We start from the raw sequence: 13,858 nt of genomic DNA, 5'->3' as shown, positions 1-13,858 counted from the left end.
CCCGCGGAGCGGGTACCTGCCCGCTGCGCGGGCAGGAGTGAGACCCGGCGCGGAGCGCCGGGCATAACGGAGTGTCACCGTTCGCGCAAGCGCGAACGGTGCGGCCGTTGCACGGCCGTGCCCCTCTCCGCTGCGCTGCGAGGGGTCTGCCCGCTGCGCGGGCAGGGGGCCGGTCCGCTTACGCTCCCCGGCCTTGAGGGTGCCTCAATATGGTGCATCACCTGCGGGATTGTGTAGCATCCGGGATTCAGGCACACCCCCTCCGCTGCGCTGCGGGGGTGGGGCTGGCAGCAGGGGGAGGGGGCGAGGGTGATCGGCTAGCCGGCGAGCAGGCTTGCGGGCTAGCCGATCAGGTCGATCACGACACGTGATGCACATGTACCGTTGGTGGATCGGGGGCACACCTCCTGCATCACATATTAGGCTGTGTAGTGTTTGGGGTCCCGGGCCACCACCCCCCGGCGGATGCTCGCCCTCCGCTCGCCCCCGCTCGCCCCTCCGGGGCCGTGGTCCTGGTCCTCCTCGCCGTGCCGCTCGCCCCCGCCCTGAACTGCACAGACGCCCGCAGAGGGGCGCGGTGTTGGCCCCTCTGCGGGCGCGGCCAGGGCGAGGACCAGCCCACCGGCCGGAGCGGGCACGGGCCCCGACCCGGGCCCACCTGACAGTCAGTCAGCCGTCCCACGGCTTATCCATCGGTCGCCCGAACGCTCCGCCGAACCAATCCACGGTCACCCGAGAAACAACCGCTCGCCCCCGAACAAATGCGCTGGCCCGGTATACGGCAGCCCCCAAGAGCGTCAAGCCCCCGCGAATATCCGAACGCCCCCGCGATCGGCGCGTTGACCTGCATCAATGCTCAAATTCGCGAGAGTTGCGGGGCTAACCCCCGCGTCCCCGATCCTCTTCCTCGTCCACGGGCCCACTCGGCCCAACTACCGAGGAAGGCACCACTTCTGATGCGCACTGACCTTCTCGCTCTCATCCTGGCGACGCTCGCCCTCGCGGGGATGGCGGCCTACATCGCACACGAACACCCCTCCATCACCGACCCCGCGCTGCTCGCGGTAGCCGTGATCGCAGCGATCGCTACCGTGGTTGCCCTTCGTGTCTGACCCCGGGGCGGCGGGCCCGGCCCCCGCCTTCGGCCCGCCGCCCCGGGGACGGGCCCCAACCACCCACACATCGGCCAGACTCCCCAACCACGAGAGCAGCCCCAGGCCCTGAACAAGCTGAGGTTCATCGCCGGCCACCCGGCGGGCCAGAGGACCGCGCCACCCAGCCCCCGTCGTGTCGCGCTTCCCCTGTCGGGTGAACTGCCCTTGCAGGCCCGGCGCGTGGGTGCGAGGGGCGATACCACTGCACCGTGATCACTATGACTCGCGGCCTGCTGACCGCCGCTCTTACCCTCCCCCTGCTGACCGCCGCAGCCCCCGCCGTGGCCGAGCCCGCCCCCCAGCACATCGACCTCCCGGTGCAGCGCGCCATCGACTCCCTGCCCCTCGCCACCGAGAACCGCACCGGCTACAAGCGCACCAGCTTCCGCCACTGGATCGACGCCGACCGTGACGGCTGCAACACGAGGCAGGAAGTCCTCATCGCCGAAGCCACCGAAGCACCCACCGTCGGCCCCGGCTGCACACTGACCGGCGGCCGGTGGCACTCCTACTACGAGGACGCGGACACCGACAACGCGCGCGGCCTGGACATCGACCACATGGTGCCCCTCGCCGAGGCGTGGGACTCGGGAGCCTCGGGCTGGGATGCGAAGAAGCGCGAGCGGTACGCCAATGATCTCGGGTCCGAGCGGTCGCTGGTCGCGGTGACCGCCAAGTACAACCGCCAGAAGGCCGACAAGGACCCGAGCGACTGGTGGGTGCCTTCCCACCGCGCGTCCTGCCAGTACCTCGCGGACTGGGTCGCCACCAAGACCCGCTGGAAACTCGCCATCGACCAGAAAGAGAAGACAGCGCTCGACGGCCGGGCCGTCCAGTGCCCGACCACGAAGGTCAGCACCGACATCGCCGACTGAGCCCGGCGAGAACGTGGGGCCCGCCATCGGGGCGGGCCCCATCATCGACATCATCGACTGGCGTGGTGGCAGCAGCTACGAATGGATGCCCAGCAGCGGCACATGACGATGGCCGCGGGCGACGACGCGCCGGCCGCCCTGGGCGTCGGGGCGAGCTCACCGCCGCCAGACATTGACCCGTTCGGTGGAGAGGAGCGGGGCGCCGTCCGGGCCTTTCACATACGACTCGATCCACGTCTGCCGCCGCTCGGACTGCCCGGGGCCGTGGGGCTGGTTGCGCCAGTGGCCGGAGACGACCCATCGGTGCCGGTAATGGCGACCGTCTCTACCAGAGTCGGGATCGGCGGTATCGGGCACGTACTGCCGTCGCAGATCAACAACAGTCACTTCGGGGTCCTCGCGGCCTGCCCGCGCGTAGGAGCGTCGAACCGACTTGTCGGGGCGCTCGCGGGTTCGGTCGATGAGGTTGGGCTGCTGCATCAGCAACCAGGACGCGGCCAGCGCAGCAATCACGGGCAGGGGCACGCTCGGGTCGAGGTCGGCCAGGGGAGCCGGCTGGGTGGTGACCGGCACGGTGAAGCCGTGCACGGGGAGGAGGGGCGGTGCCTGCTCTTCGTCCAGCCGCAGGTTGGCACGGGCCATTTCCGCAACGAGGCGGCGTCGGGACATAAGCAGCCACAGCATGCACTCGCCCTCGTAAGGGCCCCAGGCGCATGCCTCGATGGGGATCTGGACACCCCGGGCATCGAAGTGGCCGATACCACCGTCGAACATGATCAGCCCGCAGGGGGTGGGGCGGTCGGCAGTAGCCCAGCGGGCAGCGGCGAGCTGGGATCCGGAGGACATGGCGAGTGCGGCCATGTCGGGGGCGACCCAGTACAGGCCCCCGACACGCAAATGGCTGGCGAGTCCGTCCAGGCCAGTCGCGTTCTCGTCCCCGGTTTTCGCCCGGAGGTTGGATGTGGGGTCGTCGAGGTGTCGGAGGGTCTGGTCACGGAGTTTCGGCATGTCGCGTGGACGGAGGCTCATGACGCCTTGGCTTGGCTGACGCTGTCGGCGTAGGCGATGGACAGCGCGGGCACTTCGAGGGCGATACGGGCACACACGGCCCGGTGCCAGCTCGCGGGGAACGGGACCTCGGGGTGCGCAGCGTGGTATTCGGCGTCGTCCCGGTAGGTGACGAGCCCCGGGTCCGGCAGGTCCATCAGCTTCTCCACCGCACCGCCGATGAACTCGCCCGTGCGCCGCTCCAGATCCTCCATCTCCAGGCGGACACCGTCCGGCACGGGGGAGCGGCCCTGCTCCCAGTTCCGCAGCGTGCGGGGATTGACGCCGAGGTGGGCTGCCAGCCAGTCCCCGGTCAGGCCGAGGAACTCGCGGACCATGCGGAACTCGGCATCGGTCATGCGCTCGTCCTCCGGCATGCCGGGCGGGTCGCTGTAGCCGGTCATGTCATGTCTCCTGGTGGCAGGGGTGCGCCCCCGGCCGGTCGGCCGGGGGCGTGGTGGGTCAGGAACGCTGGACGGCGACGGTATAGCCGGTGGTGACGGCCTGCCAGTCTCCGGCCTTCTCCCACCCGGCCGCGGCGAGGAGGTCGATCGCCTGCGCCATGGCGGTGTCGGCGCCGGACTCCTCCCGGGCGGAGACGGTCGTCTCGGCGCGCATGAGGGGATCACCGACGGAGGTCCATACGGGCGTGTCGGTTTCGAGCCCGTTCTGGTCAGTCTCGTAGCCGCAGATGTCGTCGGCGAGGACGACCAGGTCGATGAACTCGCCTTCCAGGCAGGAAGTGTCGTTGGTGACCCAGGCGGTGTAGTGCTCGCTCATGGCTGTCTCTCTTCCGTGTGGTTGGCCCTGTGGCCGGGTGAGGTGTGTCAGAGGGCGGAGATGGCGGTACGGATGCCTTCGACGACGGCCTCCCATACCTCCTCGCGGTCGGCGACGCGGGACTCGCTCCAGCCGTACCGGCAGTGCACCTTGCCGTCGGCGGCGTCGAACCAGACCTTGCTGATGGAGCCGAGGAGGAGGCCCGCCTGCCGGTTGGAGATGCGCTCGCCCTGGTAGAAGGCGGAGCTGATGTTGCCGGTGCCGTAGCGGTTGGTTTCGATGCCCGCGAACTCGGCCCAGTCGTTGATGTAGACGCGGTCCTTGCCGTTCTTCTGCCAGCGGTTGCCGCCGATGGCGGTCATGGTCTCGCTGGTGAACTCGACCTTGCGGGCGGGGCGCTTGAGTGCGCCGAGGGCGATGCGGGTGGCGAGGGAAGCGGAGTCGATGATCCAGCGGCCGGCCTGCTTGACGGCGGTGACGGCTCCGTAGCGGCACCAGGTGCGGATAGTGGCGACGGTGACGTTGGCCTGGAGTGCGGCGGCGGTGGTGTTCATCGTTCGCTCCGAGTCTCTTACGGAGTGGTCTGGGGCTGTTCCCCTGACCTCACGACAACCAAGCTACGCCCTAATTTAGGGCATGACAAGTGGATGGCCCGTGATTCTTTCGCGGTACCGGGTCGGGCGACGGGTGTGCCTCTAAACAATCTTGTCAGCATGTCTCTCGGGATCAATCACAGAAGCCATGCCCGCGAGCCTATGACCGGCCTCTGACACGCCCACCCGCCCGCGCTGCCCAATTTCAGGCACGCCGAGGACGGGCCGGCGCGGGTGGGGCGGTACTTCAGGCGCTGGCGGTGAGCTGTTCGATGCGGTCGGGGAAGCCGGGCTCGGGGAGCGGCAGCTCCAGGCCCTCGATCTCGCTGACCGCGTCGGGGACGTAGGCCAGGACGGCGGAGACGGCGGGTGTGAAGTGCGGCCCTTCCTCGCCTGCGCGCAGGACCTCCAGGATGCGCAGGGTGGTCAGCAGGTCCTGGCGGGAGACGAACTCCGGGCGCGCGGGGACGTGTGCGGGGCCGATCTCGATCTGGTGGCGCCACAGGTCTGCCTCGATGCGTTCGCCGTGGCCCATGTGGTGGAGGTAGAGGCAGCAAGCGCCGCCGATGTCTCCGGCGCCGGCGGCGAACTGCCACCAGAACCTTGCGCTGTCCTCTCTGGAGGCCAGGTGCAGGACGCAGCCGAGGACGAGAGCGCCCTCGGGCTCCAGGAGGCGGTGGGCCAGAAAGTCCTGGAGCGGGTGCAGGTCCTGGGCGACGACGGTCTCGGACAGGACCTGGAGCTGGCGCAGGAAAGCGTTCTGGGGAGGCTGTCGCCTGCCGTCCCGGCCGCGCACGGCGGCGTCCATGGCCGGCTGCACCTGATCGTCGAAGCTGAGTGCGCCGCGGAAGGTGTTGGAGGCGATCTTGTAGGAGAGCCGGGCCTCCGCCCGGGTGACGTCGCTGTCCTTGTAGGGGCGCTTGTCGATACGGGTCTGCGACAGTGCGCGCTCAATGGCAGTCATCATCGTGTTCCTTCTTCCTGTTCCAGCCCCAGGGACTCCCTGAGCCGGTGCCGCGCGTAGCGGATGGTGGAGCGGACCCCGGGAATGGTGATGCCCAGCAGGTCGCTGACCTCCCCCGTGGTGTAGCCCAGGACGTAGCGCAGCACGATGGCGTCGTGCTGCCGCTCGGGCAGAGCGCGGATGGCGGCGTAGATGGCCAGGTTCTGCTCCAGTGCTCCGATGTGGTCAACCGCTTCGCGCAGGGCGACGGTCTCGAAGGCCGCGTAGTCGGTCAGGACCGGCCGCCGGCCTCGGGCTCGGGCGTGGTCGATGGTGCGGTTCTTGACCACGCGCCAGGCGTAGGCGTGGGGGTTCTCGTGGGCGAGGACCTTGCTCCAGCCGAAGTAGAGCTGCTCGAACGCCTCATCGACGGCGTCCTCGGCGTCGGTGCGGTTGCCCAGGTACAGCTCGGCCCAGTGCACATAGGCGCCGCGCTTGAGCTGATGGAATGCCCGGAAGTCAGCAGGCAGATCGGTCATGGGCAATACGCCGGTGACGGGGTGCTCGTGTCGGTCCTGGCTCACCTGCGGCCTCCCGTCGTACGGCACGGGACATCGCGGTGGAGTTCGTGGACACCGACTCGTACGCCGGTGGCTGCGGCACGGCGGAGCACCCTCAAGGCGTCTCGTCCGAAGACGCGCAGACCGACTGCGGCCGTCAGCAGATCACTCGCAAGTTGAATGGTCACGGACCCGGGAATCCCCTCCGTCGGGCTGGCGAAGACCCTTCGTCCGCCCGGGTCTTCGAAGGTGCGTGTCGCATCCTCTGCCCGGTAAGGCGTGCGCCGGAGCGCTGGCGTGCAACCGGTAACCCGAAAAAAATACGGAACGTGCCGGTCCGGTCACCACGGCTTGTCTAGTACGCGTCCCAGGGCAAGTCAGCCCGCCACACCCACCGCCCGTCCGCATCCGGCTCGTACCAGGACCGTCCGCCCGGGTACGCGCACCCCTCCGCGATGATGCCCACTCCCGGCTCCGGGTCGTCCGCGTCCACGACCGTGGTCATCCCGTCCAACGGCCCGCCATGCAGGGTCACATCCACCCACCGCTCCGCCATACGCCGATGATGCCGGGTCGCTCCCTGACCCACACCGACATCTGGGTTCTGGACCGGAGCGGGAGGCCGTGAAGTAGGGGAGCCCACCCCGTGGTGATCCGCTGTTCGGCAGAATCGCGGGACACGGTACGGGAGATGGGAGCTGAGTTGCCTGGTTCGGGGAATCTGTCCAGTCCCGAAGACGCGCTGAGGAGGCTTCAGCAGAGTGTCCGGGAGGATGAGCGCGACCTCGCCTGGAAGGTAAAACGCATCGGTATGGTGCGGACAGCGGCTGTCGTCGTGGCCCTGTGTATTCCTGGCCTGGTGGCGTGGAACGCGATCTTTTCGGATCAGCATCAGTGGCGGGTCACCGGCCAGGCCGTATTGGTCATGCCACTCGTGCTCTCGATCCTGTTCTTACTGATCACGGGCTACGTTCACTTATGGAAGACGGACAGATTGGGCGAATTTTTTGCCCCTTTTGTCGAACAGGTTGAGGACCGGTATGGGTTGTCTACCTCGGAGCTGCGGGATCGTCTGGAACTGAACCAGGCGGCTTTTCGACGATGGAGTTCTCTGGCTCAGGCACCGCTGAAGGAGCGCAGGAGTCTGTACCGCGAGGATGTCGCAGAGATCATCGCGAAGTACCAGGCGGAGAGCCGGAAGTACCGCAGGGTCCACAACAGCCTTCAGTCCCTGGTCATGGCCGGGTCCACCACGGTGACCACCGTTGCGGCGCTGGATACGAGGGAGTGGAACTGGCAGACCATCGTGGTCATCGCCGTAGGGTTCTGCGTTGCCCTGGCCAGCACGTTCACCGGCTACTTCAAATATCGCGAGCGCAGCTACTTCCTCCAGCAGACCGCAGACGCCATCGAGGAGGAGGCCAACGCGCACGCCCTCGGAGTCGGGCAGTACAGCAGGTTCACGGCCGGCCAGGAGGACCAGGCGCTCGCCCAGTTCACTCAGGAAGTAGAAAAGCTGCGGAACGAGCAGCGACGGCGCCAGCAGCAACTGGACCAGCCCACCGAACAGGCGGTGCCACAAGGCCCTTCCGGCACCGCCTGAGCCCAGTACCCGCGCGTCGGTCCGACCCGCCACCGCGCGACTCCCGGCGGTTCCGATCCATGCCGCCCCAGCACCGCTCCTCGCCCGCAGATCCGGCTCATCGGGACAACTGCCCTTCTCAGGGGCGCATTCAGCTCTCGGCGCTGGCCGGGGGCGCCGATAGATTGGGCGCGCGACATCAGCGCAGGGCAGGGCAGGGCAGGGGGCAGGTATGGGAACCGGGGATCCGCAGGAGCAGGGCCAGCAGGGTGGAGGGCATCCTCCTCCGCCGCCTGTGGCGCCGCCGTCCCCGGGGGCGCCGCCTGTGCCCGCGCAGGCTCCCCCGGCGGCGCTGCCGCCGCTGGTGGCGTGGCTGCGTGCGCCCCGGCCGGAGGCGCGGCCGGGGATCTGGCGCTGCGGCCACCAGGCGCGTCCGGAGCTGGATCCGGATCGCGCCCCCACTCGGCAGATCGTGGTCGCCGCGACCGTGTCTTTCCTGGTGGGGTGGCTGCTGTGGTCGCTGCTGTGGAACGGCTACTTGGGCTCCTATTGGATCTGGCCGCTGGCGGTGCTGGTGCCCGACAGCTGGCGGGACGACATGTCGTACGTGGTGTGCGCCTACCTCTACTACGCCCTGGTGCTGGGCGGCATCGTCGTCTTCTTCGGCCGGTTGGGGCAGTGGCCGGAGCTGCTGCGCCGGATCGGGGCGCGGCTGCGCGGCCCGGAGGGTGTGGTGCCGGCCATGCCTCGTACGCCGCCGCCTCCCCCGCCGCACGAGGATCCCGCGCTGTGGCCCGAGCTGCGCGCGGCCGGCGCCGTCGAGGCGGCGGAGCGGCTGACTGCGGAGCTTCAGGCGGGCCGCATGTCGGATGTTGATCAGGCGCGGCTGGCACGGGCCTGGCAGGCCGCCCGCGCTCAGCAGCGCGGCGACGCGTTCGGGCGGGCGGTGGTGGCCGAGGGGGCCGCCGCCTGCCCGCACGGCTCCCGCCAGCGCGACCTGCCCGCCCGCGTCACGCGACACGACCTGGTGCTGCGCCAGGTGCACGTGGGCACCGCGGTCGATTCCGACCGCAACGCGCACGAGTACCGGGGCGCCGGCATAGCGCTCGACCCCGGCGTGTTGGGCACTTCAGCCCTGGTCGTCGGCCCGGCCGGCTCGGGCAAAACCTCGCGGCTGGTGCGGCCGACCGTCGAATCACTCTGCCTCCAGGCGCTGTCGGGGCAGGCCGCCGTCATCTCCGTCACCTCCGGCAGCAGCAGCGGGGGCGACGAGGCGTACGACGTCGTCGTGCGTCTCGGGGACCCGGGCTCGCCGTTCGGGCTGGACCTGTACGGCGGGGTGGATGATCCGGACGAGGCCGCCGCGATGCTGGCCGAGGCCCTGGTCGGCGATCTGACCACCACGCAGGGGGGCGGGGACAGCCGGAGGGCGGCCACCGTACTTGCGCAACTCGTCGGCCCCTTCCAAGCCCTCCATGGCCGTTTCCCCGACGTGCCCGAGCTGCGCGAGCTGCTGGAGGACGACCAGGCGCTGCGCGAGCTGCGCGGCGCGCTGGAGGCCAAGGGCGGCCGGGCGGCCGTGTGGGTGCGGGAGCTGGACGCGCTTGTGCGGCAGGCCAGTCGCGCGGGCGAGATCCGCGCGCTGATGGGCGACCGCGTCGCGCTCCTGGACCGGCCGGCCTTCGAGGGCTTTTTCACCGCGCCCGGCGCCCCGCCCGCCACGCACCGCCCATTCTCGGTGCGGAGCTTGGACCGGCCGGTGCGGGCGCGGATCGTCCTGCCCGAGCGCGGTCACGCGGAAGCGTCCCGGGTCCTGGCGCGGCTGATCCTGGCGCAGTTCACCGAGTGCGCCGCCGCCCGCGCCGACCAGTCGCTGTTCGCCGGCCTGGTCATGGACGACGCGGCGCAGGTCGTCACCCCCCAGGCGCTGCGCGGACTCCAGCGGCTGCGGTCGGTCAACGCCGGCGCCATGCTGACGCTGCGCGGCCTGGACGAGGTGCCCGAGCACCTGCGCGGCCCCCTGCTGGGGGCGGTCGGGTGCCGCATGGTGTGCGCGGGCGTCTCCACCTGGGACGCACAACGGTTCGCCGAGGTGTGGGGCACCGAGTGGGTAGAGACCCGTACCGTCACCAACCGGCAGTTGGTGAGCGATGAGCCGTTCACGAAGTTCATGCACGGTGTCCGGAAAATCGCGACGGGCCGGTACGTCAGCGCCGAGTCCGTGACCGTCAAACGCGAGCAACGCCAACGCTGGTCCGCCTCCGAGCTGGCCAACGACTTGTCGGCCGGGCACGCGGTGCTCTCCTTCACCACCATCCGGGGGGAACGCACACCGCCGATCCTCACCCAACTGGGCGGTTGAGCGGCCGAGCACGAGAGCAGGCCCCCGAGAGTCGTCTCCGGGGCCGCTTCATGCCTGCACTACTTGTTGTCGTCTGTCTTCCGCGGCTGCGGGGGCGGAGACGGGGCGCTGCCCTTCGTGCCGCCCCCGGTGGGGCGGTTCGCAGGGCGCTGGCTGTGTGCGGTCATGCCACCGGAAATCCCGCCCCCGCCGCTGTTGCCGCCGCCTCCGGTCGCGGACGCAGCTGCGGCGGCGGGGCGGCCGGCGTGGGTCTGGATGCCGTGCTGGACGCCGGCCGCCGCGCCCCCGGACCCGACAACTGCACGGGTCGCGCCGCCGGCGGCGCGACCCGTGGCGCGGGCGACCTTGATGGCGTCGCCGGCGCCGGGGGCTTTGCTCATGATGTAGATGGCGGCGCCGAGGGCGACCAGGGTGACCGCCAGACCCGTGACGACGTCACCTTCGGCCTCGAAAACATTCGCGAGGCCCAGCACGATGACCACGATCGGCTCGATCAGGATGAGGGAGATCATGACGCCCGCCCAGCGGCGCACATGCCCCCACAGGTCCTTGTCCACCAGTCCCGCGTAGACGACGACGCCCAGGACCGCGCCGACGTACAGGCCCAGGGCCCGCAGCACCAGCAGCAGCCACAGTGCCCCGCACAGCACGATGGTGGCCAGGCTGGTCACGATCAGGATGACCGGCCCCCCGTCCCCGGTGCCCTTGCTGCTCTCCAGCGCCTTCCCCAGCGAGTTGAACAGCCCGCCGGGCTCGGTGCCAAAGCCGGTCGCGAGGGCGTCGGTCACCGCGCTGGCGGCGCCGATGACCGTGTAGAGGATCAGCGGCGTGAAAGCTGTGGCCCCGACCGCGAGCCACAGCAGGCCGATGGCCTCGGTGAACGCCTCGGTGAACGGCACCCCGCGCACCGCGCGCTTGGCGACCGCCATCAGCCACAGCAGGAGCACCAGGACGGTGGCGGCGGCGAACACGATCGCGTACTGGCGCAGGAACCCGCCGTTGGTGAGATCGACCGTATCGCGGTCGGTCACGACCTTGCCGAGCTGTCGCGCCGACCAGGACGCGGCCTTGGCCATCTCGTGCGCGAGCTGCTGCAACGGGTCCAGACTCGACGGCGGCTCGGCACTGCCGCCGCCCCCGCCGCCGGAACCGCCGCCCTTGTCATCGCCCCCCTCGCACAGCGCCTTGGCCGGCCCCGTCAAGTTGTCACACGGTCCAGCGAGCCGCATCTGGCCTCCCCTCCTAGCTGTCCGCTCTCATCGTCTCAGTCATGGCCACCGCCCGTCCCCGCCCAACTCCCCCGAGGAGGTGCACGGTGGCGCACGGTCAGCACAGAGGACGACGCGGCGTGGTGACGGTCAGTGCATGGCGCGGCGAGCCTGCCGCAGATGGCCGGCCGCCGTGGTGGCGGCCTGACCCGCACGCAGCAGCGCGTCCGCATCCTGCCGGGCGGCGCCGCGCGGGCGGGCCAGGCCGGTGTGCTCCATCGCGGCGAGGGCGGCGGCGAGTTGCTGGGCGGCGCCGGCCAGGCCCTCGGCGGTACGGGCCAGGTCCTCGGCTGCCTGGCGTGCGGTGTGCGGGTGGTCCCAGCCCGCACGGCCGGACTGCACCTCGCGCAGCAGCCGACCGAGCGCGTCGGCGGCCGACCGCGCGTGTGTATTGGGATTGTGCCTGGTCATGGGCCCCACCCCCGGGGGTCGATTTTCGTGTGCCTGGTGTGTCAGTGCAGGTCAGGTGTGTCTACGGTCTGCCCCGGGCCGGGCGCAGCGGCACACGGATCGGGCCCGATCCGGCACACCGGCCGGGCTTTTGGGCACACGAGGGCAGGCCCTGGCACACGGCCGGCGCCGTTCGGCACACCGCTGGCACAGCCGGGGCACACAGCACGCTCACGCGGACGCCGCCTTGATGAGGTCGGCGCGCCGGTAGACCATCAGCCGCCCGTCCTCGGTCGTGATCCGCTCCGGCTCCACCGGCACCCCGGCTTTCTTCAGGTGCTGCCGCAGCGCCGAGCCGATCAGCCGCCGCCGGGTGCGGTCGTCCTTGTCCTCCCACCGGCCCCACACCGCCGGGTCCCGCCGCACCAGATGGTCCGCGATCACCGCGACCGACAGCACCTCGGGATCACCCTCCGTCGCGAAGATCTCCAGCAGCATGCGCGCGATCTCCGGCGTCCCGTCCGGCACCTGAGCGGCGGGGACGGCGGGGTCGAGGCGGGGCAGGCCGGCGGCGACGCGTTCGCGGGCGCGGCGGTCGGCCTCCTGGGCGGGGAGGGGTGAGACGTAGCGCAGGATCGGCTCGCGGTGCTGCGGCGTGATGCAGTAGAAGCGGCCCGCGTCCGCCGGGTCCTTCTCATCCGGGGAGGGCACGAGCAGGTGCGGCAGCCACCCTCTGGAGACGGCATCGGACTGGCCGATCACGAGGGGCACATCAGCGGCCCGGCAGGGCATCAGGATCCGCACTCCCGGAACGTCTGCGATCGCGTCGCCCATCGCGTCCTCGCTGGCGTCCTGCGTACAGATCACCACCGTGACCATGGCCTCACGGCCCAGTCGCAGCAGATCGATCCCCAGCTCTCGCCCGCGTTTGCTCAGCTTGGGGAACTCGTCTAGGAACACCACGATGGCTGGGGCGTCGGGGGTCGGGCGCCACATCGGCTGGGTGGGAGGCAGGGAGGCGATACGGGCTCGGGCCCGCTCCACCAGTTCCTCCAGCAGCGGTTCCGCCTCCTGGGCGGTGCGCGCGCTGCGTACCGCCGCCTGCGACAGCGAGCGCAGCCCCCGCTTGAACGGGTCGATATCGACGACCACGGCGTCGCGGCAGGCGGTCGCGTACTCGGCCAGACACTGCGTCAGCGCGCTTTTGCCGCCGCCGGTGTTCGCCGTGATGATCACGTGCTGCCCGGCCAGCACCACCGGGGTCGTCTCGCCCTCCAGGGACAGCCCGAGACTCACCGGCTGGGTGATCGTGCACGATCCCGGGGAGCGCTGGGGGTAGGGCAGAGGCTCGGCGAACGGGTCGGAGGTGAGGATCCGCATGGTGAGGTCTGCCGCGTCCTCGGGGGTGGTGCGCTGCACCGTCAGCCGGTTTTCCCCCACCCTCAGTGTCGGCGCCAGTTTCGGCAGGAGCCGCACGAGTTCGGCCAGGGTGCCCTCGGAGACGAGGCGGACCCTCCAGCCCCAGTCCGTTTGCTCCGGAACGGCCACGTTCGTGATCTTGGCGCCGTGTTTGGCCAACGCCAGCCGCACGGACTCCTGCGCCCGCTTCGGGTCGCGGCCGGCCTCCCGGATCGGGAACGGCTCCGGCTCCGGCTCCTGGGCCGGCTCGGTGTGCTCCGGGACCGTTTTCGGTACGAACAGCAGGCGCGGCACCGGCGGTCGGCGCGGTTTTGGGTTGCGGCCGGCCGACCAGGCCGCGGCCGAGGACACGGCGGCGGCCACGACCAGGAGCAGCGCGGCGGCCACGGGGGAGGCCCACCCGATGAGGCCCCACACGGCCGCCATACCCAGCGCGGTGGCGGCGGCGGCGCGGTGGCGGCGGGCACGCAGCTGGCCACGCCCGATCTCCAGCATGCCGGGAGTCAGCTCCGTGAACTCGAATTCCTGCTGGTTGATTTTCATTTGGAGCTGGGCCCACTGCATCATGCGATAAGAAATCATGGGGGACGCGCCGCCCATCCCCATCAGCCCGTATCCGCCGTAGCCCCGGCCGCGCATCTGTTTCTGCATCTGCATGCGCTGCATCTGCATATACGTGGCCTGTTTCTGCTGCTGTTTCAGCAGACCGATATTCTGGTGCACTTCGCTTTTGGTGCGCTGATGAATGCGCTGCCAAATGCGGTACTGGTCATTCAGTACGCGGTGCGCGATATGGGTGTCCGTCTGGTCGTCGGCAGTCCACCAGCGGTCCCATTCCCCGCGCAGATGCCGCGCCCCTTTCCCGATGCTCCCGGCCACGATGTC

The 13,858-nt window shown here is 70.3% G+C and carries 14 protein-coding genes; 4 read left to right on the top strand and 10 right to left on the bottom strand.

The features are described from left to right. The first annotated feature begins 956 nt into the window (after positions 1-956). Together ABD339_RS32650 and ABD339_RS32645 are read left to right on the top strand one after the other, a co-directional pair. Positions 957-1,112, top strand: a complete 156-nt coding sequence (locus tag ABD339_RS32650; RefSeq protein ID WP_344570800.1) for a hypothetical protein — start codon at positions 957-959, stop codon at positions 1,110-1,112. A 260-nt stretch (positions 1,113-1,372) separates the two neighbouring features. Further along, positions 1,373-2,029, top strand: coding sequence for an HNH endonuclease family protein (locus tag ABD339_RS32645; protein ID WP_344570801.1), 657 nt, complete (start codon positions 1,373-1,375; stop codon positions 2,027-2,029). Between the two features lie 156 nt (positions 2,030-2,185). Here ABD339_RS32645 and ABD339_RS32640 read toward each other — a convergent pair whose 3' ends face one another. The 7 genes from ABD339_RS32640 to ABD339_RS32610 all read right to left on the bottom strand — a co-directional run bounded on the left by ABD339_RS32640 (position 2,186) and on the right by ABD339_RS32610 (position 6,508). Next, entirely contained in the window at positions 2,186-3,058 is an 873-nt protein-coding gene (locus ABD339_RS32640; protein ID WP_344570799.1) for a hypothetical protein, read from the bottom strand. Next, entirely contained in the window at positions 3,055-3,480 is a 426-nt protein-coding gene (locus ABD339_RS32635; protein ID WP_344570798.1) for an Aca2/YdiL-like domain-containing protein, read from the bottom strand. The genes ABD339_RS32640 and ABD339_RS32635 overlap by 4 nt, the downstream gene beginning before the upstream one ends. 58 nt (positions 3,481-3,538) lie before the next feature. Further along, positions 3,539-3,856, bottom strand: a complete 318-nt coding sequence (locus tag ABD339_RS32630; protein ID WP_344570797.1) for a hypothetical protein — start codon at positions 3,854-3,856, stop codon at positions 3,539-3,541. Between the two features lie 47 nt (positions 3,857-3,903). Continuing rightward, positions 3,904-4,410: a hypothetical protein gene (locus tag ABD339_RS32625; RefSeq protein WP_344570796.1), complete on the bottom strand. Its 507-nt coding sequence runs from the start codon at positions 4,408-4,410 to the stop codon at positions 3,904-3,906. 286 nt (positions 4,411-4,696) lie between these two features. Further along, entirely contained in the window at positions 4,697-5,413 is a 717-nt protein-coding gene (locus ABD339_RS32620; protein ID WP_344570795.1) for a hypothetical protein, read from the bottom strand. Beyond that, positions 5,413-5,976 carry an RNA polymerase sigma factor gene (locus ABD339_RS32615; protein WP_344570794.1) on the bottom strand — a complete coding sequence of 188 codons (564 nt, stop codon included), beginning with the start codon at positions 5,974-5,976 and terminating at the stop codon, positions 5,413-5,415. Before ABD339_RS32615 ends, ABD339_RS32620 begins: the two co-directional genes overlap by 1 nt. 331 nt (positions 5,977-6,307) lie before the next feature. Then, the gene (locus ABD339_RS32610; protein WP_344570793.1) at positions 6,308-6,508 is read right to left on the bottom strand and encodes a hypothetical protein; all 201 of its coding nucleotides are present in this window, start codon (positions 6,506-6,508) and stop codon (positions 6,308-6,310) included. Positions 6,509-6,643: 135 nt separating this feature from the next. Here ABD339_RS32610 and ABD339_RS32605 point away from each other — a divergent pair, with 135 nt between their 5' ends. After that, the gene (locus ABD339_RS32605; protein ID WP_344570792.1) at positions 6,644-7,555 is read left to right on the top strand and encodes a DUF4231 domain-containing protein; all 912 of its coding nucleotides are present in this window, start codon (positions 6,644-6,646) and stop codon (positions 7,553-7,555) included. Positions 7,556-7,766: 211 nt separating this feature from the next. Beyond that, positions 7,767-9,896, top strand: coding sequence for a type IV secretory system conjugative DNA transfer family protein (locus ABD339_RS32600; protein WP_425576165.1), 2,130 nt, complete (start codon positions 7,767-7,769; stop codon positions 9,894-9,896). A gap of 59 nt (positions 9,897-9,955) precedes the next feature. On the opposite strand, the gene ABD339_RS32595 is transcribed toward ABD339_RS32600, so the two are convergent. From ABD339_RS32595 to ABD339_RS32585, 3 genes are all read right to left on the bottom strand, one after another. Beyond that, entirely contained in the window at positions 9,956-11,125 is a 1,170-nt protein-coding gene (locus ABD339_RS32595) for a hypothetical protein (RefSeq protein WP_344570790.1), read from the bottom strand. 129 nt (positions 11,126-11,254) lie between these two features. After that, positions 11,255-11,575 carry a hypothetical protein gene (locus ABD339_RS32590; RefSeq protein ID WP_344570789.1) on the bottom strand — a complete coding sequence of 107 codons (321 nt, stop codon included), beginning with the start codon at positions 11,573-11,575 and terminating at the stop codon, positions 11,255-11,257. A 210-nt stretch (positions 11,576-11,785) separates the two neighbouring features. Then, positions 11,786-13,852: a P-loop NTPase family protein gene (locus ABD339_RS32585; RefSeq protein WP_344570788.1), complete on the bottom strand. Its 2,067-nt coding sequence runs from the start codon at positions 13,850-13,852 to the stop codon at positions 11,786-11,788. Positions 13,853-13,858: the final 6 nt, after the last annotated feature.

The organism is Streptomyces axinellae, from assembly GCF_039532135.1.
Taxonomy (GTDB): domain Bacteria; phylum Actinomycetota; class Actinomycetes; order Streptomycetales; family Streptomycetaceae; genus Streptomyces; species Streptomyces axinellae.
Note: the sequence above shows the minus strand (reverse complement) of the source record. Positions and strands in the feature narration are given on the sequence as shown.